At 26.9% G+C, this 22,660-nt stretch carries 24 protein-coding genes; 15 read left to right on the forward strand and 9 right to left on the reverse strand.

What is annotated here, in order from left to right:
• Nucleotides 1-17 precede the first annotated feature (17 nt).
• The 9 genes from soxY (at nt 18) to ABLL_RS03565 (ending at nt 6,740) form a co-directional block, all read left to right on the forward strand.
• Nucleotides 18-470, forward strand: a complete 453-nt coding sequence (gene soxY, locus ABLL_RS03525; protein ID WP_014473403.1) for a thiosulfate oxidation carrier protein SoxY — start codon at nt 18-20, stop codon at nt 468-470.
• Between the two features lie 67 nt (nt 471-537).
• Complete coding sequence (gene soxZ, locus ABLL_RS03530) at nt 538-843, forward strand: thiosulfate oxidation carrier complex protein SoxZ (RefSeq protein WP_014473404.1); 306 nt, start codon at nt 538-540, stop codon at nt 841-843.
• 37 nt (nt 844-880) lie between these two features.
• Entirely contained in the window at nt 881-1,795 is a 915-nt protein-coding gene (gene soxA / locus ABLL_RS03535) for a sulfur oxidation c-type cytochrome SoxA (protein ID WP_014473405.1), read from the forward strand.
• Nucleotides 1,796-1,809: 14 nt separating this feature from the next.
• On the forward strand, nt 1,810-2,232 hold the full coding sequence (locus ABLL_RS03540) for a hypothetical protein (protein WP_014473406.1): 423 nt from the start codon (nt 1,810-1,812) through the stop codon (nt 2,230-2,232).
• 160 nt (nt 2,233-2,392) lie between these two features.
• Complete coding sequence (gene soxB / locus ABLL_RS03545; RefSeq protein WP_014473407.1) at nt 2,393-4,159, forward strand: thiosulfohydrolase SoxB; 1,767 nt, start codon at nt 2,393-2,395, stop codon at nt 4,157-4,159.
• Nucleotides 4,160-4,253: 94 nt separating this feature from the next.
• Entirely contained in the window at nt 4,254-5,045 is a 792-nt protein-coding gene (locus ABLL_RS03550) for a thioredoxin family protein (RefSeq protein ID WP_014473408.1), read from the forward strand.
• Nucleotide 5,046: 1 nt separating this feature from the next.
• On the forward strand, nt 5,047-5,502 hold the full coding sequence (locus ABLL_RS03555) for an MOSC domain-containing protein (RefSeq protein WP_014473409.1): 456 nt from the start codon (nt 5,047-5,049) through the stop codon (nt 5,500-5,502).
• Nucleotides 5,495-5,935, forward strand: coding sequence for a DsrE family protein (locus ABLL_RS03560; protein ID WP_014473410.1), 441 nt, complete (start codon nt 5,495-5,497; stop codon nt 5,933-5,935). Before ABLL_RS03555 ends, ABLL_RS03560 begins: the two co-directional genes overlap by 8 nt.
• A 16-nt stretch (nt 5,936-5,951) precedes the next feature.
• Nucleotides 5,952-6,740, forward strand: coding sequence for an alpha/beta fold hydrolase (locus ABLL_RS03565; protein ID WP_014473411.1), 789 nt, complete (start codon nt 5,952-5,954; stop codon nt 6,738-6,740).
• A gap of 12 nt (nt 6,741-6,752) precedes the next feature.
• On the opposite strand, the gene ABLL_RS03570 is transcribed toward ABLL_RS03565, so the two are convergent.
• The 3 genes from ABLL_RS03570 to ABLL_RS03580 all read right to left on the reverse strand — a co-directional run bounded on the left by ABLL_RS03570 (nt 6,753) and on the right by ABLL_RS03580 (nt 9,096).
• Nucleotides 6,753-7,487 carry an IclR family transcriptional regulator gene (locus tag ABLL_RS03570; RefSeq protein ID WP_014473412.1) on the reverse strand — a complete coding sequence of 245 codons (735 nt, stop codon included), beginning with the start codon at nt 7,485-7,487 and terminating at the stop codon, nt 6,753-6,755.
• Between the two features lie 4 nt (nt 7,488-7,491).
• A complete protein-coding gene (locus ABLL_RS03575; RefSeq protein WP_014473413.1) occupies nt 7,492-8,058 on the reverse strand; it encodes a DJ-1/PfpI family protein in 567 nt (188 codons plus the stop codon).
• Between the two features lie 120 nt (nt 8,059-8,178).
• A complete protein-coding gene (locus tag ABLL_RS03580) occupies nt 8,179-9,096 on the reverse strand; it encodes an MBL fold metallo-hydrolase (protein ID WP_014473414.1) in 918 nt (305 codons plus the stop codon).
• A gap of 91 nt (nt 9,097-9,187) precedes the next feature.
• Here ABLL_RS03580 and ABLL_RS03585 point away from each other — a divergent pair, with 91 nt between their 5' ends.
• Nucleotides 9,188-10,240 (forward strand): HD-GYP domain-containing protein, encoded by a 1,053-nt coding sequence (locus tag ABLL_RS03585; RefSeq protein WP_014473415.1) that lies wholly within the window; start codon nt 9,188-9,190, stop codon nt 10,238-10,240.
• A gap of 23 nt (nt 10,241-10,263) precedes the next feature.
• Here the strand turns inward: ABLL_RS03585 and ABLL_RS03590 are convergent, their stop codons facing one another.
• Nucleotides 10,264-10,938 carry a rhodanese-like domain-containing protein gene (locus tag ABLL_RS03590; RefSeq protein WP_014473416.1) on the reverse strand — a complete coding sequence of 225 codons (675 nt, stop codon included), beginning with the start codon at nt 10,936-10,938 and terminating at the stop codon, nt 10,264-10,266.
• A 156-nt stretch (nt 10,939-11,094) separates the two neighbouring features.
• On the opposite strand from ABLL_RS03590, the gene ABLL_RS03595 reads away from it, so the two are divergent.
• A complete protein-coding gene (locus tag ABLL_RS03595; RefSeq protein WP_014473417.1) occupies nt 11,095-13,725 on the forward strand; it encodes a valine--tRNA ligase in 2,631 nt (876 codons plus the stop codon).
• Between the two features lie 347 nt (nt 13,726-14,072).
• On the forward strand, nt 14,073-15,410 hold the full coding sequence (locus ABLL_RS03600; RefSeq protein ID WP_014473418.1) for an MATE family efflux transporter: 1,338 nt from the start codon (nt 14,073-14,075) through the stop codon (nt 15,408-15,410).
• Nucleotides 15,411-15,422: 12 nt separating this feature from the next.
• Here the strand turns inward: ABLL_RS03600 and ABLL_RS03605 are convergent, their stop codons facing one another.
• The gene (locus ABLL_RS03605) at nt 15,423-16,019 is read right to left on the reverse strand and encodes a TetR/AcrR family transcriptional regulator (RefSeq protein ID WP_014473419.1); all 597 of its coding nucleotides are present in this window, start codon (nt 16,017-16,019) and stop codon (nt 15,423-15,425) included.
• 128 nt (nt 16,020-16,147) lie between these two features.
• Here ABLL_RS03605 and ABLL_RS03610 point away from each other — a divergent pair, with 128 nt between their 5' ends.
• On the forward strand, nt 16,148-16,345 hold the full coding sequence (locus ABLL_RS03610) for a YwbE family protein (protein ID WP_014473420.1): 198 nt from the start codon (nt 16,148-16,150) through the stop codon (nt 16,343-16,345).
• Between the two features lie 33 nt (nt 16,346-16,378).
• On the opposite strand, the gene ABLL_RS03615 is transcribed toward ABLL_RS03610, so the two are convergent.
• Nucleotides 16,379-16,801: a peptidylprolyl isomerase gene (locus ABLL_RS03615; protein ID WP_014473421.1), complete on the reverse strand. Its 423-nt coding sequence runs from the start codon at nt 16,799-16,801 to the stop codon at nt 16,379-16,381.
• Between the two features lie 123 nt (nt 16,802-16,924).
• Here ABLL_RS03615 and ABLL_RS03620 point away from each other — a divergent pair, with 123 nt between their 5' ends.
• Nucleotides 16,925-17,683 carry a hypothetical protein gene (locus tag ABLL_RS03620; RefSeq protein ID WP_014473422.1) on the forward strand — a complete coding sequence of 253 codons (759 nt, stop codon included), beginning with the start codon at nt 16,925-16,927 and terminating at the stop codon, nt 17,681-17,683.
• 26 nt (nt 17,684-17,709) lie between these two features.
• On the opposite strand, the gene ABLL_RS03625 is transcribed toward ABLL_RS03620, so the two are convergent.
• The 3 genes from ABLL_RS03625 to ABLL_RS03635 are packed head-to-tail and all read right to left on the reverse strand — an operon-like array spanning nt 17,710 to nt 21,960.
• Nucleotides 17,710-19,938, reverse strand: coding sequence for an EAL domain-containing protein (locus ABLL_RS03625; protein ID WP_014473423.1), 2,229 nt, complete (start codon nt 19,936-19,938; stop codon nt 17,710-17,712).
• A 14-nt stretch (nt 19,939-19,952) separates the two neighbouring features.
• Nucleotides 19,953-20,594 (reverse strand): transglutaminase-like cysteine peptidase, encoded by a 642-nt coding sequence (locus ABLL_RS03630; RefSeq protein WP_014473424.1) that lies wholly within the window; start codon nt 20,592-20,594, stop codon nt 19,953-19,955.
• 55 nt (nt 20,595-20,649) lie between these two features.
• Nucleotides 20,650-21,960 (reverse strand): MFS transporter, encoded by a 1,311-nt coding sequence (locus tag ABLL_RS03635; RefSeq protein ID WP_014473425.1) that lies wholly within the window; start codon nt 21,958-21,960, stop codon nt 20,650-20,652.
• 74 nt (nt 21,961-22,034) lie between these two features.
• Here ABLL_RS03635 and ABLL_RS03640 point away from each other — a divergent pair, with 74 nt between their 5' ends.
• Nucleotides 22,035-22,634, forward strand: coding sequence for a non-canonical purine NTP pyrophosphatase (locus ABLL_RS03640; RefSeq protein ID WP_014473426.1), 600 nt, complete (start codon nt 22,035-22,037; stop codon nt 22,632-22,634).
• The last annotated feature ends 26 nt before the right edge of the window (nt 22,635-22,660 follow it).

Below are 22,660 nucleotides of genomic sequence, written 5' to 3' on the forward strand. Positions count from 1 at the left end.
AAAAAGGAAGAAAAAAGATGATTAATAGAAGAAATTTTTTAGGATTAGGATTAGGAGCTATTGCAATCGCAGCAATTCCTGGTAAGTTAAGTGCAGTTGATTTTAGAGAAACAAAACCAAAAGCTTGGACAGCAACAAAAGTTGATGAAGCAGTAAAAGAAATTTTCGGTACAACTGCAACTGTTGAAGGTGGAGTTAATTTAAGTGCACCTGATATTGCAGAAAATGGAGCAGTTATACCTGTTTCTTTCTCAACAGATTTAAAAGCTACTAAAATTGCTGTATTCCAAGATGCAAATCCTGAAAGTGCTGTTGCAGTATTTAGTTTAAATGAATTTAGTGTTGCTGATTATGCAATCAGAATTAAAATGGCAAAAACAGGAACAGTTACAGTTATTGCAGAAGCAGAAGGAAAATTACATTCAGTTTCTAAATTAGTAAAAGTTACAATTGGTGGATGTGGTGGTTGATTTAGTTCAACTAAAATCTATTGAATAATTTAATTAAGTAAAAAATAAAAAAGAAAAGGAAATTAAAATGGCAGGTACTACAAAAATTAAAGCAAAATTAAAAAATGGTGTTATTGAAGTAAAAGCATTAGCAAGTCATCCAATGTTAAGTTATCAAGAAGCTGAAAGAGCAAAAAAAGAAGCAAACTTTATTACTTATGTAGTTGCAAAAGTTGGAGATAAAGTTGTATATGAAGCATCAACTTCTCAATTCTTATCAAAAGATCCTTATTTAAAATTCTCATTTACAGGTGCAAATGCAGGTGATGTAGTTGAGTTAACATGGAAAGATTTAAAAGGTAACACAGACGTAAGTAGTGAGAAAATTAAATAATTACTTTCTTAGTAATTAATCAAAAAGGAGAGATACCATGTTATCAAAAATTGCTAAGTCAACAGCTCTTTTAGCATTAGCAGCATATTCTTTAAATGCTGCTGATTTTAATGCTGGGGCTGAAAAAGATAGAATTGCGTTAATTAAATATTTTGAGACTAAATTTGCTGATCCAGAAAAAGACAAAAATAGATTCTTTCCATATTCAACAGATGAAGAATTAAAAAATGATTATGCTAAAAATCTAAAACATAATGATTTTAATATTGGAACTTATGCATTTTCAAAAGATGCTAAATCACAATATGAAGCAATCAAAGAAATGCCACCTTATGAAGATGCTATTGATGCTGGAGAAGAGTTATATAACAAAAAATTTGCAAACGGTAATTCATTTGCAACTTGTTTCCCAGATCCTGCAATTGCAAACTTATATCCATATTATGATGAAAAGAAAAAAGATGTTGTTTCTTTAACATCTGCGGTTAATGATTGCTTAAGAGATAATGGAGAAAAAGAGTTTAATACGCAAAAAGGTGATATGGCAAATATTCAAGCTTATTTAGTAAATGCAACTACAGAAGCTGGTAAAAAATTTGATATAAAAATTCAAAATGAAGCAGCTAAAAAAGCATATGAAGCAGGAAAAGAATTTTATTATTCTCAAAGAGGTTATTTAAAAATGTCTTGTGCAACTTGTCACGTACAAGGTTCAGGATTAAGAGTTAGAAATGAAAAACTTTCTACATTAACAGGACAAATAACTCAATTCCCAGTACATAGATTGAAATGGGGAGATTTAGGTACACTAGAAAGAAGATTGTCAGGTTGTGTTGTAGATCAAGGACAAGTTCCACCAAAAGATGAAAGTACACAAATGAAACAACTAATTTACTTTATGGCATATATGTCAAATGGTATGGCAATTGATGGTCCAGATATAAGAAAATAATAAAGGTGAATATTATGAAAAAAACAATTTTAAAATTCGCAACAGTTACAGCATTATTAACTTCTGGATTAGTAAACGCATCAGCTTCTGAAATATCTAAATTAGATGTTAAAAAAGAGTGTAATGTTCAAGCTAATGGTATAGAAAAAGTTATAGAAACAGCTGCAAAATACAATGAAATAGCTGTAAAACACAAAGTTGAATTTATGAGACTTGGAATGAAAGCTAGTCAATATATTGATGCTGTAAATAGTGCTTTAAAAAGTGGAGCAAAAACTATCGATATTGTTGATGCAAAAGGTAAAAAAACAAGTGAAGCTCCAATTGAGTTTGCTGCTTGGAGAGCTTGTTCTTTTGCAATTAGTGCATTAACACAAGAAGAAGAAGCAAAAACAACTTGGAAATTGGCTAGTCCAAGTGACGAATATAAATATTAATATTAAGATTAATATTTGTTTTAAAAAAGTCAAGATTTAACTCTTGGCTTTTTTTATTTCTGAAAAATGAGTAGATTTACAATAAATAGATATTTCTATATAAATTTGAGCTTTTTTCGAGTTCATATTTATGTATATTAATTATAAATAAGGTAACAAAATGAGTAAATTAAGTAGAAGAGAATTTGTTTATATGATGGCTGTACTTGGTGCTGCTCCTGTATTTGCAAATTCACATACAAGAATGGTAGAGACAACAAAAAAGTTAGAAGATTATTATAAATTAAAACCGTTTGGTAATGCAAGATTATTACATATGACAGATTCTCATGCACAATTACTTCCAGTATATTTTAGAGAACCAAGTGTTAATTTAGGTTTCTTTAGTAATTTTGGAAAACCACCTCATATTGTTGGTGAAAAATTACTTGATTATTATGGAATAAAAGGTAATAAAAGATTAGAGTATGCATACTCATGTGTAAATTTTGAAGAACACGCAAAAGTTATGGGAAGAACAGGTGGTTTTTCTCAAATTAAAACAGTTGTAGATTTTTTAAGAGATAGTTTTGGTAAAGAAAAAACTCTTTTATTAGATGGTGGAGATACTTGGCAAGGAACAGCAACTGCACTTTGGACAAGAGGGAAAGACATGGTTGGTGCTATGAATTTACTTGGTGTTGATGTTGCTGTTGGACACTGGGAATTTACATATAAAGCTGAAGAAGTTTTAGAAAATGTAAAAGCACTAAATGCAGAGTTTTTAGCTCAAAATATTTTTGTTAAAGAAGATTCTTTAATGAATGGTGTTGAAGCTTATGATGAAGATAGTGGGTTAGCATTTAAACCTTATACAATCAAACAATTAGGAAAAGCAAGAGTTGCTATTATTGGTCAAGCTTTCCCATATACAACAATTGCAAATCCACAAAGATTTATTCCTGATTGGACTTTTGGTATTAAAGATGACAATATGCAAGAAATTGTAAACAAAATCAAAGAAGAAGAAAAACCTGATGCAATTATCGTATTATCTCACAACGGATTTGATACTGATAAAAAAATGGCAGAAGTTGTAAGTGGAATAGATTTTATTATGGGTGGACATACTCATGATGGTGTTCCAGAAGCAGTTCCTGTTAAAAATGCAACTGGTACAACTTATGTTTGTAATGCAGGATCAAATGGTAAATTCTTAAATGTTTTAGATTTAGATATTCAAAATGGAAAAATTAAAGATTTTAAATTTACTTTATTACCAATCTTCTCTGATTTAATAACTGAAGATAAAGATATGAAAAAATACATCGAAGATGTAAGACTTCCATACTTAAAAGAACTTACAAGAGAAATAGCAACAACTGAGCAAACTTTGTTTAGAAGAGGGAACTTCAATGGTTCTTGGGATCAAATTATTTGTGATGCACTTTTAGAAGTAAAAGAAGCACAAATTTCATTATCACCTGGATTTAGATGGGGAACTTCAGTTATGCCAGGTCAAGCAATCACATTTGATGATTTAATGACACAAACAGCTATGACATATCCAGAAACTTATGCAAGAGATATAAAAGGAACAGATATTAAAGCTATTTTAGAAGATGTTGCTGATAACTTATTTAATGAAGATCCATTCTATCAACAAGGTGGAGATATGGTAAGAACTGGTGGAATTTCTTATAAAATAAATCCAAAAGCAAAAATGGGTGAAAGAATTTCTGACATTGTTCTTACAAAAACTGGTGAAAAACTTGATGCTTCAAAAGCATATAAAGTTGCTGGTTGGTCAACTGTTGGAGCTCAAAGTGAGGGTGAACCTGTTTGGGAAACAGTTGAAACTTACTTAAAAAATGTAAAACATATTAGTAATATCAAAGTTGATACGCCTGATATTATTGGAGTTAAAGGTAATCCTGGAATTATCTAATTTCCAAAGAAAAAGTATAAAGATACTCTTTATACTTTTTTCAATTTAATAGATATTTCATTGAAATATTTCTTAAGTTGAAAAGGATTTTATTTTGATAAAAATTTTATTTTATACATTTTTTTTAGTGATAAGTTTATTTGCTGATTTTAAAGAAGGTGAAAGCATTTTTAAAAATAAATGTGCAACCTGCCATAAAGATTTTATCTCTTTAAATACTTTAAAAGAGAACTTTTTTGAAAAAAATAATAAATTATTAAATCTAAAAGCGCCAACAGTAAATATGATAGCATATGCAATCATGGAAAGTCCTAAAAAAATAGGAGATTCAACTGATGTTGAAATGCAAGAGTTAGAAATTGAGAGTTATTTAAAATCATATTTAGAAAATCCTGATAGATTTAATTCTATTTGTGATGATCATATTTTATCTTTTTATGAAACTAAACAAAGTATGAAAGGTCAATTATCAGAGGAAGATTATAAAAATTTAACAATTTATTTTATGAAATATAATGATAATGTAAAAGATACAGAAGTAAAAAAATTTGCTTCAACTATTGATGAAAAAAATATTTTAGAAAAAGCAAAAAAAGAGAATAAAAAAATAATGGTTTACGCTACATCAAAATCTTGTTTTTTTTGTAAAAGAATGGATAGAGATGTTTTGAGTTTAAATGAAATAAAAAAAGAGATAGATAAAAACTATATTTTTGTAAAAAATGATATGGATGAATCATCTTTACCTTTTGGTTTACAAAAAGAGTATAAAAAAATAACTCCTAGTTTTTTTGTTCTTTCAAAAGAAGGAATTTTTGAAAAACAATATCCTGGGGCTTGGGTAAAAAATGATTTTTTAGAAATTTTAAAAGAGAATATAAAATAAGATGAAAGAGTTAGGAAAAGTACTAGCAACTTTTAGTGCAACAAAAGAGTCAAGTGGATTACCAAGACCAAAAGTAAAAGAGTTAAATCTTATAAAAGATTTTGGAATAGAAAATGATAAATTTGCTGGAAAGAAGCTTGATCAAACAGTTATGATAGTTGGATTAAAATCTTATGAAATTGCACTTGAAGAAGGTATAAATTTAGAGTTTGGAAGTTTAGGTGAAAATATTTTATTGAATTTTGACCCACATGATTTAGAAGTGGGAACACGTTTGATAATTGGTGAAGCTATAATAGAAATTACACAAATTTGTACCGTTTGTAATCATTTAAGTGTTTTTGATAAAAATTTGCCACAATTATTAAAAGCGCATAGGGGACTTTATTGTAAGATAATAAAAAATGGTTTCGTATCAAAAGATATGGAAGCAAAAATAAAGGATAAAAATGATTAAAAAAATTTTATTAGTTTTATTATTGTCAATATTTAGTTTTGCACAATCAAATTTCAGTGACCCTCAACCAACTTTTGAAAATCCAAGAAAAGTTGTTTATTCATTATATGTTGGCGACTTAGAAACGGTAAATCATACTATAGGATCTATGTATAATATTTTAAAAGAGTATCCAGCTGAGAGTTTAAAAATCGTTGTTGTTGCTTATGGAAAAGGTTTGAGAGTTTTAAAAAAAGATTATGATGCAAATACATTAAATAGAGTAAAATCTTTGATGGAATATGACGTAGAATTTGTAGCTTGTAGAAATACTATGGAAACAATGAAATGGACAGAAAAAGATTTTATTGATGGAATTTCATATACTCAAGCAGGAATTGTAGAAGTGATTGAAAAACAACAAGCAGGATATATTGGAATAACTGCTTATTAAAACAAAGGAGAATAAAATGTTTAAAAAAGCTTTAATATTATCAAGTTTACTTTTGGTTTCAAATTTGTCTTTGAATGCAGCAAAAATCACAGAAGATGAATGTTCTAAAAAAGGTGAAAATTTTATATTTGCAGGAAATGAATGTATCCAATATAAAAAATTTTCAGGTGAAGAAGAAAGTGCTTTAAATATCATAGTTCATGGAACTTGGAAAGATGGAACTGATACACTTGCTCGTTATGCTCCTTTTGCAGAAGATTTAGCAATGAGAACAGATATAACTACAATTGCAGTTGCACTTCCAGGGTATTCAGGAAGCTCTACAAATAAATTTACTTCATTATCTCATGATGGTGTAGAAAATTTAGCTGCTAAAAAAGAGTATGTTGAATTTTTAGGTTCATTAGTTGAAGCTTTAAAAGAAAAATATCAAGCAAATAAACTTACATATATAGGTCATAGTGCTGGTTGTATGATGGGTGCAACTTTAACTGGAATAAAACCTGATTTAATAAACAATATTGTTTGTGCTGGTGGAGTTTATAATGTACATGAAAAAAGTAAAGAAAAAGGTTTAATTTCAATTGTTGATGTTTTAGATAATGTATCTAAAAATACTAAGTTTGTACTTGTTTATGGAACAGCAGATGATATTTCAAAACCAGAAGTTACAAAAGATTTTTATAAATTAGCAAAAGAAAAAGGTTTTGATGTAAAACTTGTGGAAGCAGTAGATGCACCACATATTGATTTAGATATGACAACTGAATCAAAAGATGCAATAGAAGAAATTGTTGCAGACTAAATAAAATAAAAGTTAATAAACTATTGAATATTTTGAGACAATATCTGAGATAAGTTCTCCAATTTCATTTAGTTTATTATCTTTTAATCTAGATGAATTTCCTGATATTCCAACTGCACCTATTAAAATATTTTCTTTATTAAAAAGTGGAACGGCAACACAAGACATTCCATCTTGGTACTCTTTATTATCAATAGCAAAACCTTTGTTTTTTATCATACTTAATTCATTGTTTAGTGTTTTTATATCTGTAATAGTATTTGTTGTATATTGATTAAATTTAATTTTTTCTAAATCATAATTTCCAAAAGCTAAAATAGATTTTCCTAAAGCACTTGTATGTAGATTTGTTTTGATACCTATGTTATTTCTAGTTTTTAATTTTTGATTTGATAAATCAATTTGATTTATATAAGAGATTTTATAATCATCAAAAATACCTAAATATGCACATTCATTTGTTTTTGTAGAAATTTCTTCAAGTAAAAATTTAGTTGCTTTTATAAGTAGTTCAATTTTTGTAGATTGATTTGTTTTATTAGATAAATCATTTGCGATGATTTCATTTGAATTTTCTAAATATGAGATAAAATCTTCTTCTTTTAAAGTTTTTAAAATTCTAGACATTGTACTTTTGTCAATATTTAATTTTTCACATAAAGTAACTGCTAAAATAGGTTTACCATAATCTATGATAAACCTATAAACATTTAAACCCTTTGATAAAGATTTTAATTGATTTGGCATAAAATTATTTTGTTAATAACTCATTAAATTTTGCTAACCATTCAGGATGTGCAGGCCAAGCAGCAGCTGTAACTAAGTTTCCATCAACTATTGCTCTTTCAAATCCAATATCTGCCCATTTACCACCACTTAAACCAACATCAGGTGCACAAGCTGGATAACAAGAACAAGTTTTATTTGCGATAATTCCAGCAGCTGCTAAAACTAAAATACCATGGCAAACAGATGCAATTGGTTTATTTGCTTTGTTGAAATTTTGAACAATTTCAATAACTCTAGGATTTAATCTAATATATTCAGGAGCTCTACCACCTGGAATAAGTAGCGCATCATAAGTTGATTCATCAACTTCATCAAATGAAGCATTTAAAGTGAAGTTATGACCTGGTTTTTCTGTATAAGTTTGATCACCTTCAAAATCATGAATTGCAGTTTTTATTTGCTCATTTGCTTTTTTATTAGGACAAACAACATCAACACTATAACCTAACATTTTTAGACATTGAAAAGGAACCATTAGTTCATAATCTTCTACAAAATCACCTGCTAATATTAAAATTTTTTTTGACATAAGTTCTCCTTAAATTTTTAAATTAGCAAAGATTTTATAGGAAGTTGTATTAAAATAATATTTATTTAAAAGTTAGTTTTTTTTAGTTTCACATAGTGAAACAAGAAAGAAAAGAGGAGATTAATTCTCCTCGTAAAATTCTAATTCTCTAAATGCATCAAAAACATTTTTACTATTTAATTCATCATATAAAGCTTTGTTTTTGAACTCTTCCATTGTTACAATTTTTGTTATATCATTTCCTGTAACTTCATTTTCAATAGCTTCAAGAACTCTTTGTTTTAATAAAGTAAAATATTTTATTGTTTCATCTGCTGCTGTTTTTGAAGTATCAACTCCATGACCAGGCACTAAAACATCCCATTTTTTTGAATTTATCATCTCAAGTGCTTTTAATGAACCAATAACAGAACCATCTCTATTTGATGTAACTCTTCCATTCATTACAATATCACCTGAAAATAAAACTTTATCATTTGGTAAATAAACAAATAAATCATCTGATGTATGAGCTTTTACTCCCGTTGGAATAACTATTATTTCTTTACCATCTATATCTAAAGTTTTAGTTTCATTTATGATTTCATCAATAGCTACAAATTTTGTATTTTTTTTATTCTCTTCTGAAAGGACTTTTACTCCTCTTATTTCTGAATTTGTATTAAATTCTTTATTTATAAGAGCTGGACCATAAATTTTTGCATTAAACTTTTCTTTGTAAAAATTATTTCCTAACCAATGGTCATCATGAGCATGAGTTGTAATTACTGTATTAACTGGTAGTTTTTCTATTTTTTCCATAGCTTTATAAGCTTGATTTGCGAAATCATAACTAGCTCCTGAATCAATCAAAACATAACTTTTATTTGTTTTAATATAACAACTATTTGACATAAAACCACCATTTTCTTTTGTTGGTGCTTCAAGTTTTCCAAAAAAACACCAAATATCAGAAGATACTTTTATAGGTTTTAAATTATAATCAAATGCAAAAGCATATATTGATAGTAAAAGTGAAAATAGAATATTTTTAAACATAAAACTCCTTTTTTATTTTATAATCAAAAATTATATTGTAATATCACTTTTATATAAGTAATAGTTTTAATTTTAATCAAATAGGATGGATATGGATAAGAAAAAACAAATGGTATTTAACCTAAATAATTTCCTTTTATCAATGAGTGCAGTTTTAGATTATAAAGAGTTTGATTTAGAGGGAACACCATTAAATCATTTTAAAAGAGTTACATATATAGCTTTAAATTTAGGTGCAAAATTTAATCTTGAACCTAAAATGATGGCAGATTTATGTTCTTTATCATTGATTTATAATTTAGAAAAAAAAGAGTTAGAAAAAATTCCTTTTTTAAATACAAAAGAGTTTTTAGAAGATAGTTTGATAAAAGAAATTATTGAATTTTCTTCAAAATTAGACAAGATGTTTAATTTGGGGAATAATCAAATAGAAAATAGATTTAAAGCAATAGAATTTGCAAAAGAGAATAAAGAAAATTTTTCAAAAGATTTAATAGATAATTTTTTATTTGTTTCATCGCAAATATCTTTTTGGTTGGATTTACAATATGAAAATGAGATTTTGATGTATATTTATTCATCTTTACATGACTTTACAACTGTTTTAGATTTTGAAGAAATTTTAAATCTGACAACAATTTTTCATAAGCTAGAGAATAAAAATTCGATAATCATACAAAGAGCTTCAAAAATAGCTGATGAATTTAATTTTGAACATAAAGATAAACAAATATTTTTAATAGCAACATCTTTACAAAATATAGGAAAGATGTTGATACCAAGTTCTATCTTAAATAAAAAAGAGAAATTGTCTTTTGAAGAGTTTGAAATAATAAAATCATATCCATATCACACAAAAAGAATATTAGGTTCAATTATGGGATTTAATGATATTTTATCTTTGTCTATAAAAGTACAAGAAAGATTAGATGGAAGTGGATATATTTATAGTTTGGATGGTAAAGATTTAAGTCTAAAAGATAGGTTATTAGCCTGTTTAGTAATATATAATTCATTGAGAGAAGATAGAGTTTACAGAAATTCATATAATCATTTAGGTGCTATAGAATTGATGAAAAAAGAATCAAAATCTGAAAAAATAGATGAAAGTTTAGTTGAAATATTTGAAAGAATTTTTGAATAAAATTGGAGAAAACTCCAATTTTATTAAGGTTTTACAGTAGTAAGCCCAAAGCTTAACCAAGATTGCATTCCACCTCTGTACCATTTTAGTTTTTCTTCAGGATAACCAATAGCTGTCAATGCTTTCATAGATTCAGGTGATTGTCCACACCAAGCTCCATTACAAAACATTAAGATTTCTTTAGCATTTGAAAAATCATATTTTCCATCTACTTTTTTTACTCCTAATATTCCTAAATATTCTTCAAATTCGTCAGGATATTGAGATTGTTTTAAATAAATATATGGAACATTTACTGCTGTTGGAATTGTTTCATGATAAAACCAATTTTCAGTTCTTGAGTCAACAAGCATCATATTTTTATTTGTTTTTGCTTTTTCAATAAAGTCTAAAACTTCAACTTCACCATAAGTTTCTACTTTGTCAGAATATTTTATAGGTGAAATTTTTCCAAAATATGTTACAAATGATCTTTTACAATTAGCATTTATATTTTCTGCTGCTTGACCTTTCCCACCATAAACAGTTTTTGGATCAAATTTTACATCTTTACACTCTTCAGGTTTTTCTCTTTTTATAGTAATTGTTTTATCTTCATCATTTGAATTTTTATAAGTAACTTCAACACCACTTGATTGTAAATCAACTGCAAAAATTGATGATGCTAAAACAAAACTTCCTAAAATTATTTTAATCATTCGCTCTCCTTAATAATTAATATGTAATCAAAAATATTATATCACAAGATATTATAAAAACTAATAATTAAATCATAAATAAAAAATTAGCAAAATAACAACCTAAGTAAAAAGTTGATATAATCGCGTATATTTAAGAAAATTATAGGATATTTAATGAGCGAAAAATATGAACCATCAAAGGTAGAAGATAGTTTTTATAAGATTTGGGAAAGCAGAGGATATTTTGAAATAGATGGAAATAAATCTATTCAAGCCAAAGATAGTGAAGGTAAGGAAAAAACTTTTGCTATTATGATGCCACCACCAAATGTAACAGGTAGTTTACATATTGGTCATGCATTAACATTTACTTTACAAGATATTATTACAAGATATAAAAGAATGGATGGTTTCAAAACTCTTTGGCAACCAGGAACTGACCATGCGGGAATTGCAACACAAAATGTTGTTGAAAAACAACTTCTAGCAGAAGGTACTACAAAAGAAGAACTAGGACGAGAAAAGTTTTTAGAAAGAGTTTGGAAATGGAAAGAGTATTCAGGTGGTACAATTGTTCATCAAATGAGAAAGTTAGGAGTAAGTCCAGCTTGGTCTAGAGAGCGATTTACTATGGATGAAGGACTTAAAGAAGCTGTTAAAGAGGCTTTTGTTCATCTATACAATGAAGGTATGATAGTTCAAAATAACTATATGGTTAATTGGTGTACACATGATGGTGCATTATCTGATATTGAAGTTGAACATGACGAAGTTCAAGGTAAATTTTATCATATGAATTATCATTTTGCAGATGGTAGCGGATTTGTAACAGTTGCAACAACTAGACCTGAAACATATTTTGGAGATACAGCTATAATGGTTCATCCAAATGATGAAAGATATTCTTCTATAGTTGGGAAAGAAGTAATTTTACCATTAACTGACAGAAAAATTAAAGTAATTACAGATGAACATGTTGATATGGAATTTGGAACAGGTGTTGTAAAAGTTACACCAGCTCATGACCAAAATGACTACGAAGTAGGGAAAAGACATGATTTAGAGTTTATTACTTGTTTTGATGAAAAAGGTATTTTAAATGATTATTGTGGAGAGTTTGCTGGACTTGAAAGATTAGAAGCAAGACCTTTGATAGTAAAAAAACTTCAAGATGAAGGATTTATCGTAAAAATCGAAGAGCATGTTCATCAAGTAGGACATTGTTATAGATGTAAAAATATTGTTGAACCGTATATTTCTAAACAGTGGTTTGTAAGAAGTGAAGTTGCAAAAAAATCAATAGAAAAAACGTATGCTGGTGAAGCAAAATTCCATCCTAGTCATTGGTTAAATTCATATAGAGCTTGGATGGATGAATTAAGAGATTGGTGTATTTCAAGACAATTATGGTGGGGACATAGAATACCTGTATTTAATTGTGAAGATTGTGGTCATCAATGGGCTGATAAAGCGGATGTTCCAGAAGCTTGTCCTCATTGCTCAAGCAAAAATTTCACTCAGGATCCAGATGTATTAGATACTTGGTTTAGTTCTGCACTTTGGGCATTTTCACCACTTGGTTGGGGAAACAATGGAAAAATGACTAATACATTTAATGAAAGTGATTTAAAAGATTTTTATCCAAACTCTTTATTAATTACTGGATTTGATATTATGTTTTTCTGGGTTGCTAGAATGATGATGATGGGTGAACACTTTAGGGGTGAATTGCCATTTAAAGATATTTATATGCACGCACTTGTACGTGATGAACATGGTGCAAAAATGTCTAAATCAAAAGGAAATGTAATCGACCCACTTGATATGGTTGAAGAGCACAGTGCTGATATCATCAGATTTACTCTTGCGTACTTAGCCGTTCAAGGAAGAGATATAAAACTTGGTGCAAAAAATTTAGAGCAATTTAGAAACTTTACAAATAAACTTTATAATGCATCTAATTTCTTGGCATTAAATGTTGATACTTTCCCTGATTTAAAAGATATCGAAATTAAAACACCACTTGGACTTTATATGCAAAGTAAACTAAGTGATGCTATTGATGAAGTAAGAGGTGCATTAGAGTCATATAAATTCAATGAAGCAGCTTCAGTTTTATATAGATTTGTATGGACTGAATTCTGTGACTGGGGAATTGAGTACTCAAAAGCTTCAAAAGATAGTATAGTTGAACTTGGAGCAATTTTCAAAGAGACTTTAAAAATGGTTTCTCCATTTATGCCATTTATTTCTGATTATTTATATCATAAATTAAGTGGAACAACTTTAGAAGAGGGTGATTCACTTATGATTATGAACTTCCCTAAAGATGTAAAAAAAGATGAAAAAATTGAAGAGATGTTTGCAATCATCGAAGAAGCAATCACAGCTATTAGAAGAGCAAAAGTTATTATTGATATGGGTAACTCAAAAATTGCAAAAGCGTATATCAAACTTGATAAAAAAATAGATACAGCAGTTGCTAAACCATTTATTGAAAAACTTGCAAAAGTTGAAGATATTGAGTTTGTAGATGCAAAAGTTGAAAATAGTATAACTGACGTTTCAAATAACTTAGAGGTATATCTTCCAACAAGTGAAATTGATATGAAACCAATCATTGATAAATTAACTAAACAACAAGAAAAAGCTCAAAAAGAGTTTGATAAACTAAATGGTATGTTATCAAATGAAAGATTTGTAGCAAATGCACCTGAAGCAGTTATTGCAGAAAATAGAAAAGCTTTAGAAGAAGTAAAAACTAGACTTGAAAAAATTGAAGCTGAGTTAAAATCTTTAAGTTAATAAAAAATTTTGGATTTGATTTTTAAAAGCTCCGTCAATTTTTTGATGGGGCTTTTTTAATATTAAAAATTTAAAGCTATTTTGTCTCACTTCTTTTTTTAATCATAAAGTAAATTGTAAAGAATCAAACTAAATAAACTACTAGTTTATTTAAAAAAAAGTTTTCTTTTGATAAAATTAGACCACTAGTTTATAAAAATAAATTTATATAATTTTGAATAAAGAAAAATAAAACTTACATAATACATATGAGTATTAGATCCTAAAAATTTTATAATCAATTACAATTTTTAAAACAAAATTAATAAAGTATTTTTTAAATTTAAGAATTATTAAAAAGAAATATCATGAACGTAACAAAAGATAAAATATTATCTATTTTTTTCCAATATTCAATACCTTCTGTGTTAGGAATGTTGGCTATTTCATCAGCAAATATTGTTGATGGATTTTTTATAGGAAATTATGTTGGGGATTTTGGACTAGCTGCAATTAATATAAGTTTACCAATTTTTTCTTTCCTATTTGGTTTTGCTTTAATGTTAGCAATTGGAAGTAGTGTAGTTTCAGGAAAACTTATAGGAGAAAGAAATATAAAAAATGCTTCTATAATTTTTAGTAAAACTATAGTTTGTATAACTCTTTTTAGTTTTATAACTTGTAGCCTTTTATTTTTTAATATAGAAACTGTTTTATATCTTTTTGGTGCAGATGACAACTTAACAAAAATTGCAATAGAGTATCTATCGGTTATGTTGTATTTTATTCCTTTTTTGATGATTGGAGTTGTTTTAGATTATTTTGTAAGAATAGATAACAGACCAAATCTTGCTTTTATAGCTTTACTTGCAAGTGCTCTTATAAATTTTATATTAGATTGGTTTATGATTGTATATTTACAAAAAGGTATTTTTGGAGCAGCGTTAGCTACTGGTATTTCCCAACTTGCTTTAATATTTATTTTATTGCCTCATTTTTTTTCAAAAAAAGCAACACTTAGATTTGTAAAGCCAATTGGAAGTTATATTCAAATTATAAAAGCCTCTTACAATGGATCTTCAGAGTTTGTAAATGAAATTTCAATAGGAATAATGACTTTGATTTTTAATTATATTATGATAAAGAATTTTGGTGTAGAAGGAATAGCTGCATTTACTGTTATTGAATATCTATTATTTATTGGAATAATGATAAGTTTTGGAATAAGTGATTCTTTGCAACCAATTATCAGCAAAAATTTTGGTGCAAAACAGAGTAAAAGAATAGAAGAATTTTTAAAATTTGCTTTTATAAGTACAAGTTTAGTCGGTTTTATAATGATAATATTGATTCTATTTATACCAGATAATTTGGCAAATATTTTTTTAGAAGACACTAATTATAAAACCAAACAATTAGTTTTAAATTTTGCTACATTTATATGGATAATCTTTCTTTTTGATGGTATTAATCTTGTAATTTCAGCTTATTTAACAGCAATTCATAAACCTTTAGCATCAATGATTATTGCATTGTCTAGAAGTTTTATTTTTCCTGTATTTTTTGTATTTTCTTTACCAATTTTATTTGATAAAAATGGAATATTTATGGCAATACCAATGGCTGAATTTATTACTTGCATCATAGCAGTAGTTTTATATAGAAAATTTAGCCCCAAAAAAATAAATTATAAAGAAAGAAAATAAATCTTTTCTTTCTTATTTTTTTAGTAAATCTTCTAACATTCTAATATAATCTATTAGATTTTTTTTCAAGTCATAATTTTCTAAAATTATAGACTGTAGATACATTCCATCTGCAGTTGCGATTAAACTTGGAATAAATTTTCTAGCATTTTCATTCAAAGTTTTTTTTGCAATCATTTCATCAAAGATTTCATTTGTAGCACTAAATAAATAATTGTAACACTCTGTATTTTTTTGTTTTATAAATTCATTTTCAATATTTAAATACATATAAAATGTATCTTTCATAAATTTATCAAAAGATTTATTTTCAGGGTCTGATAAAACCAAATAAAAAGAAAAAAGAGCTAAAAGTTTCTCAGAAAATGTTTGAGCTTCTGCTATTTCTTTTTCAGTATCAACAAAAAATTTCTCACTTTTTTTGTCAATTACTTCAAAAATTAATTCTTCTTTTGTTTTAAAGTAATGATAAAACTGTCCCTTTGACATATTTAAAGATTCAATAAATTTATTTAAAGAAAAATTGTTTACTCCATTGTTTATAAATTCTTCATATGCTTTTTCACATATAAAATCAATTTTTTCATTAGAATTAACTATTTTTGGCATTTATTGTCCCTTATTATATTTCGAAAATATCTTAAGATATTTTCACTAAAAAACTTGTTATTTTCTATATTTCCTTGTTTATATACTTTAAATCTAGTACAATAGATTATCATTAACTAAGGAAAAATATGCTTGACGGTAAAAAAAGAATAAATATTAAAGCAGGTTTAAAAGTAAATATTGTTTTAAAAGAAGACCAAAGAACAGGAAAACTTACAACGGGTATTGTAAAAAACATACTTACAAATTCACCTACTCATCCACATGGAATAAAAGTACGACTTCAAGATGGACAAGTTGGAAGAGTTCAAGAAATATTGCAATAAGATTATAAAATAAAAAGATAAAATCTTTTTATTTTATAGAAGTGAGTCAATTTTTATTTTATATTCTAAATCTTTTCCAGCTAGCGGATGATTAAAATCAACTGTTATTTCTTTTTCTCCAATCTCTTTTACAATAAATTGAATTGGTTGGTCATTTTCATCTTGAGCTTGAATTTGCATACCAACTTTTAAATTTTCAATTCCTGCAAATTGCTCTATTGGAAGTGTTTGAATTCCTGCTGGGTCATATTCTCCATAAGCTTCAGATGCTGGAACAAAAATATCTGCAATTTCTCCTGCTTTCATATTTATTATTCTTTTTTCAAGTCCAGCGATTACTTGACCTGTACCAAACTGAAATTCAAATGGTTTATTGCTTCTACTTCCATCAACTATTACACCATCTATTTTTACTTCAAACATTATTTTAACAGTTTGATTAATCTCTATAGCCATATTATCCCTTATTAAAAATTAATGAACTATATAGTATTTAATCTAAAATTTCAAATAGTAATTTTTTTAAAATTTATTTTACTTTTAAAAAGATACAATCAAGAGTATTAAGAAGGAGAAAATATGACAAAAAAAATTCAAATCATTTTTTTATTATTTGTAACCTTTTTTATACAAGCTTGTACATTAGATCAAAATTCTATAAAAAGTGCAGCTCAAACAAATTCAGCAACACAAATAGATGAGTTTAAAAATGAGATTTTAAAAGAGCTTATTAGTTATAAAAAGAAGTTAGACTTACGAAATCCAAATGCTTATAATAAAAATCTTCAAAGTAGCATAATTCAAGAAATTAGAACTAAAAAGAATTTTATAAATTTAGTTCAAGATGGAAAAGTTTTAGAAAAACCAAATGAATATTTTTATTATGCTTTTTCAACACAAAAAATCCAAAATAGAAATGATCTTTTGATTTTAGGTATTTACAAAATGATTTATAAAGCATATGAAATGAATAAAAATTATCAATTTTCAGCTATTTCATACAACCAAGAAGATATGACAAAACTTTATGAATATTTACAAATTGTAAGATGGAAAATAAGAACTTCAAAAGATGATAAAAATGAGTATTTATTTAATACTTGGCAAAATAATTGGCAATTAGAATTAGCAAAAAAATATCAAGGTGATTACAATATTATAAACGATTTACTTTATATAAAAGCAAATAAAGAAACAGTTTTTGACTCTTCAAACTTCTCTTTTGAGATAGTGATGTCTAAGATAATAACAAATGTGGAATTTAGTCTAAAAAAGATGAATATCGAACCTTATGAGATGAGTATGACAGCTTTAAAAAGTTTTATTTTTATTTTGTAGATTGATTTTTATGTGGCAAGTAGAATTTATCTACTTGCAGCATATAAGTTATGTTTTTTGATAAATTCTAAATCTTCATCTTTTTGTACATTTTCAGCAAATACTTTGATATTTAAAAGAGTTGCTAATTCTGAGATTGATTCAACGAAACTTTGTTTAGAATAATCATTTGATATTTCACTTGTATAATCTCTTGCAAGTCTTATATAATCTAAATTGAAATCTTTAATGTTATTTAGTGGTATAAATTTAGTTTCAAATCTTTTTATAATAATTTTTGCTCCACATTGGTGCATTTCATCTGCAAAGAATTTGAATTTATCTACATCTTTTGCAACAGCATAAGCAGTTGCACTAAATACAAGTTGAGATGCAATATTTTTATTTTCAAGTAATATTTTCTCTAACCAAGCTATAAATGCTGTATTGTTTATTGATTCTAGCGATAAGTTGATTGAAATATCATGTTTTACATTGTTAATTAAAATGTGATTTATTACTTTTTGAGTAACTTTTTTATCAAAGTCAACAATTTTTTCATATTTCTCAGCGATAGAAACAAATGTTCCTATTGGTATATTGTTATCTTCTTTATCTTTGATACTTGTAAATGCTTCTTGCATTACAGTTTTATCGTTTGATTCATCAAGTCTTCTACAATCACCTATATATCTAACTTCAAATTTTGAATTATTGATAATATCAAAAACAAGTTCTCTCCAACTTTCCATATCTTTTACTAATTCATTTTTATCTGTTATAAAAAACTCATTTGGTCCAATAACTGTTGCTTTTTCATATGCTTGATTTGCACTTTGTAAAATTTCAGGAGTTGTACCTATTGGATTAAAAGGAGTTGCTCCAATGTGCATAATATCTTTTTTATTAAATTCAAAAGATAATTCTTCAAAACTTTTTTGTAATAATTTTGTAAAATTAACAGCATCTTCATAGCTGAATGTTTCAGCAATTAAAGCAAATTCTGAACCAAAAAATCTATATGCAGTTATTTTTGACTTGTCATTTAATTTTGTAGTCGCAAGAATTTTTGCAAATTTTTTTATGAAGTTATTTACTTCTGAGTTTGTGTGAGCTTTGGCAAAAGAAGCTAAATCAAAAATTTTAATTACAAAAATATAACCATTTGATTTATGAATAAACATATGTTTCATATCAGTTTCAAAACTTGGTTTTAAAGATAATCCTGTTAATTCATCTAAAGATAATTTCTTTGTAAGATTTTCCAAAGTTAAATTTAGTCTATTTATAATAGCTTCAATTTTACTAGACATATCATTGAAAGCAATTGCAACAGCTTTTATTTCAGTTGTCCAAGGAAGTTTGTCAATTTTTCCAAATTTTCCACTTGCAATACTATTGGCTAATTTTTCAAGTTTTTTTAGAGGTTTTAATAAATATTGAACAAATATAAATAAAATAGCAATAGCAACAATAAATGCAATAATTGCGTAAATAATAGCACTTTTCGCTTGTTCATAAAGTTTATCGTAAGCTTCTCCAGGATTTGCGCTAACATATATAATTGCAGTTGTTTGCCAACCATTATTTATTTCACTTGATTGTTCTTCTAAATCAATTGGAATTAATTTTATAAACCATTGAGGAACAGAATCAAATTTTATGTCACGAGTTACTTGAACTAAGATTTTATTTAAAGTTATTGTTGAACTTGTATCTATTTTTTTACCAAATTGATTTGTCGCAGTAAAATTAAAAGTTAGAGTAAGTTCTCCATCTGTTTTTATTTTTGGAATAAAATTATAAATATTCTCGCTAGGAGTCTTTTTTATATCTGAAATTTTTGTGTCTAATTCAGGATTTTCTAAAGCTAACAACTCTTTTTCAAAATCATCACTTACAGTATTTAATTCGATTTTACCAACTTTTTCATCTATTGTTAAATTTGAAATTTCCCAAATTGAATCATCTAAATCTTTTGAAGCTTTTATTATATCACTCTCTTTAATCGTAAATAAGGCATCTTCTAATCTTATTTCTTTGTAAAATCCTCTATTTGCAATAGCATTTATTACTGATTCTATTTCGGGGTTTGTTTTATCTTTTAATAGATTTTTTAAACTCATTCCTAAAGAAGTAGCAGTATCTTGTGCTTTTGTTAAAGATTCAGATTCTAAATACTCTTTTGTATTTTTAACACTAATTATAAAATTACCTGTAAAAATCATAAAAAATATTATTGATATGATTATATATAGCTGTTTAGATAAAGACATTTTTTGTTCCTTTTTTAAAATCTACTCATTAAATCTTTCCATGATTTAAGATTATTACTTCCCATTTTTCTTTCACCTTTTGTTTGTGCTTGCCATAATCCAGTTGCATTAAAACTATAAACTGGTTTTAAATCGGGTCTTTTTGTTGCTAATTGTAAAGATTTATTGATATTATCTAAAACAACAGGATCTGCTCCTGTTTTATGATAATAAGTTAAAACCATATGTGCTTGGTCATATTTACTATTTGCTTTTGAATAAGTAACATAGGTAATTCTTAGTTTTTCATCAGGAATGCCAAGTTTTATTAGTGAAAAATATTTTGCAATGGCATAATCTTCACAATCTCCAGCTCCAACACCCATGAATTCAATAGGTGTTGCCCAATAATCTTTTTTATGCCATTGTGCTAAATCTGTTCTATAAGTTAGTTTATTAAAAAAATCATTAACATTTTTTAGTTTATTTAAAACAGATTCATTTTTTGAAGACTCAATCATCGAATCCCATAATTCAACTCTTTGTTTAGCATTTGAACCATATTTTTTTTCTATTGAATTAAGCTGAGAAGAATCAATATTGAATGTTTTTGAAGCAGTTACAAATAAAGATAATAAAGAGATAAGAAAAATTGAAATGAATAACATTTTTTGCATCTTATCTCCTTTTTTATCTTATATAGTAGCTAATCTTTGATTAAAATAAAAGAGGTTATTTTAGAAGATTTTTTATCTCATCTTCATTGATTTTTTCATTATCATATTTTATTGCAATTATATTTTCAGTATTATTTATATACCATTCATCAATTGCTGTATGATTTAGATTTGCACTATTTTCCAAATGATATTCATCTAAAGATAGATAAACAAATCTTTTTTTAGCTGGATTTGGCATAGTTAAGATTAAAATAGCCCATAAAATACACACTACGGCAATAGTAACAACTAAAGTAGATAGAGTTACATTTTTATAAAACATTCCTCCAATCATACCACCAAGGAACGTTCCTAAATAACCAGCTGAATTGAAAATCCCTAAAACTAAACCTCTTTGATGAACTTTAGCAAATTTAGATGCAAGTGATTGCATAATTGGTTCATGCATATTAAATCCAATGAAAAATATAACAACACCAACAACAAAAATAGTAGCATTTGAACTAAATCCGATTACTAAATAAGATATAGCAAAAAAGATTATTCCAATAATTAATATTTCTTTAAATTTTCCTTTTTTTTCTGCAATAACAGCAGCAGGACCCATAGCAATAACTCCACAAATCATTGCCGGAAGATAAACTTTCCAAAGTTCTCCCATTGTCCAACCAAAATGATTTATCAAAGTAATAGGAATAATCATAAAAGCAAAAGTCATTAATCCTTTTTGTAAAAAGTTTGTAATGTTCATTTTGATTAAGTTTGTATTTCCTAAAATCTCACCTAAATTTGCTTTTTTGTTATAAGTGTGAGTTATATGAGGAGGGTTTGGAACCATTTTTATTAATACAAAAATTGAACCTAAGGCTATAATCATAGTTATATAAAATAAAGAATGAACACCATAAGCAGCTCCAATTGTAGGACCTGCAATCATTGAAACAGCAAAAGCAATAGCAATAGATGAACCCATTAAAGCCATAGCTTTAGGTCTTTGCTCTTCTTTTACTAAGTCACTAATCGTTGCAGTTACAACTGCTCCAATAGCACCAGCACCTTGAAGTAATCTTCCAAATAATAGTGTATAAATATCAGTTGAAATAGCACAAATTAAAGAACCTATTGCAAAAAGCAATAATCCCATAATAATAGTACCTTTTCTTCCTAATTTATCACTTATTACTCCAAATGGAACTTGAAAAATCATTTGAGTTAAAGCATAACCACCAATTACAATACCTACTAATGTAGGCGTTGCACCTTCTAAATTTATTGCATAAACTGAAATAATAGGTAGAACTAAAAATAGACCGAAAAATCTTAGAGCAATAATTACACTAAGCGGCAAAACTGATTTAATCATATATAATCCTAAACATAATATAATTTTTGCAGATTATAGTTAATATTAGTTAATAACAGGTTAAAAGGATATATGTGAAAATAATAATAGCATCAGCAAATAAGGGAAAAATAGCAGAGTTTGAAAAACTTATGCCAAATGATGAAGTAATTGCATTTAGTGAAATTTTAGGTCAAATTGAAATAGAAGAAGATAAAGACACTTTTAAAGGAAATGCTATAAAAAAAGCTCAAACAATTTATGATGAGCTTTATAAAAATGGATATAGAGATATGATAGTGATTTCTGATGATTCAGGTATTAGTGTTCCAGTTTTAAATAATGAACCTGGCGTTTATAGTGCAAGATATTCAGGAGTTAACGCAACAGATAAATCAAATAATGCAAAATTAATAGAGAATCTTAACAAAATAAATTTAGAAAGAACACCAGCTTTTTACACAGCTTGTATAGCTATAGTTTATCAAAATAATGTTTATACAGTTCACGGTTGGATGCATGGAGATGTGATAAATAAAGAGTTAGGTGAGGGTGGTTTTGGATACGACCCAATGTTTATTCCAAATGGTTTTGAAAAAACTTTAGGAGAGTTAGGTTATGAAGCAAAAAAAGAGTTTTCACATAGAACAAAAGCTTTAAATCTTGCCAAAAAAGTTTTGGATGTTATTTTATAAAAAATTATTAAATCAAGAAAGAGGGA

The sequence above is a fragment of the Arcobacter sp. L genome, assembly GCF_000284235.1.
Lineage (GTDB): Bacteria > Campylobacterota > Campylobacteria > Campylobacterales > Arcobacteraceae > Aliarcobacter > Aliarcobacter defluvii.

Bases quoted from the DNA above. Each gene is read 5' to 3' on its own strand.
- soxY (WP_014473403.1), top strand. From the start codon at position 18: ATGATTAATAGAAGAAATTTTTTAGGATTAGGATTAGGAGCTATTGCA.
- soxZ (WP_014473404.1), top strand. From the start codon at position 538: ATGGCAGGTACTACAAAAATTAAAGCAAAATTAAAAAATGGTGTTATT.
- soxA (WP_014473405.1), top strand. From the start codon at position 881: ATGTTATCAAAAATTGCTAAGTCAACAGCTCTTTTAGCATTAGCAGCA.
- ABLL_RS03540 (WP_014473406.1), top strand. From the start codon at position 1,810: ATGAAAAAAACAATTTTAAAATTCGCAACAGTTACAGCATTATTAACT.
- soxB (WP_014473407.1), top strand. From the start codon at position 2,393: ATGAGTAAATTAAGTAGAAGAGAATTTGTTTATATGATGGCTGTACTT.
- ABLL_RS03555 (WP_014473409.1), top strand. From the start codon at position 5,047: ATGAAAGAGTTAGGAAAAGTACTAGCAACTTTTAGTGCAACAAAAGAG.
- ABLL_RS03560 (WP_014473410.1), top strand. From the start codon at position 5,495: ATGATTAAAAAAATTTTATTAGTTTTATTATTGTCAATATTTAGTTTT.
- ABLL_RS03565 (WP_014473411.1), top strand. From the start codon at position 5,952: ATGTTTAAAAAAGCTTTAATATTATCAAGTTTACTTTTGGTTTCAAAT.
- ABLL_RS03570 (WP_014473412.1), bottom strand. From the start codon at position 7,487: ATGCCAAATCAATTAAAATCTTTATCAAAGGGTTTAAATGTTTATAGG.
- ABLL_RS03575 (WP_014473413.1), bottom strand. From the start codon at position 8,058: ATGTCAAAAAAAATTTTAATATTAGCAGGTGATTTTGTAGAAGATTAT.
- ABLL_RS03580 (WP_014473414.1), bottom strand. From the start codon at position 9,096: ATGTTTAAAAATATTCTATTTTCACTTTTACTATCAATATATGCTTTT.
- ABLL_RS03585 (WP_014473415.1), top strand. From the start codon at position 9,188: ATGGATAAGAAAAAACAAATGGTATTTAACCTAAATAATTTCCTTTTA.
- ABLL_RS03590 (WP_014473416.1), bottom strand. From the start codon at position 10,938: ATGATTAAAATAATTTTAGGAAGTTTTGTTTTAGCATCATCAATTTTT.
- ABLL_RS03595 (WP_014473417.1), top strand. From the start codon at position 11,095: ATGAGCGAAAAATATGAACCATCAAAGGTAGAAGATAGTTTTTATAAG.
- ABLL_RS03600 (WP_014473418.1), top strand. From the start codon at position 14,073: ATGAACGTAACAAAAGATAAAATATTATCTATTTTTTTCCAATATTCA.
- ABLL_RS03605 (WP_014473419.1), bottom strand. From the start codon at position 16,019: ATGCCAAAAATAGTTAATTCTAATGAAAAAATTGATTTTATATGTGAA.
- ABLL_RS03610 (WP_014473420.1), top strand. From the start codon at position 16,148: ATGCTTGACGGTAAAAAAAGAATAAATATTAAAGCAGGTTTAAAAGTA.
- ABLL_RS03615 (WP_014473421.1), bottom strand. From the start codon at position 16,801: ATGGCTATAGAGATTAATCAAACTGTTAAAATAATGTTTGAAGTAAAA.
- ABLL_RS03620 (WP_014473422.1), top strand. From the start codon at position 16,925: ATGACAAAAAAAATTCAAATCATTTTTTTATTATTTGTAACCTTTTTT.
- ABLL_RS03625 (WP_014473423.1), bottom strand. From the start codon at position 19,938: ATGTCTTTATCTAAACAGCTATATATAATCATATCAATAATATTTTTT.
- ABLL_RS03630 (WP_014473424.1), bottom strand. From the start codon at position 20,594: ATGCAAAAAATGTTATTCATTTCAATTTTTCTTATCTCTTTATTATCT.
- ABLL_RS03635 (WP_014473425.1), bottom strand. From the start codon at position 21,960: ATGATTAAATCAGTTTTGCCGCTTAGTGTAATTATTGCTCTAAGATTT.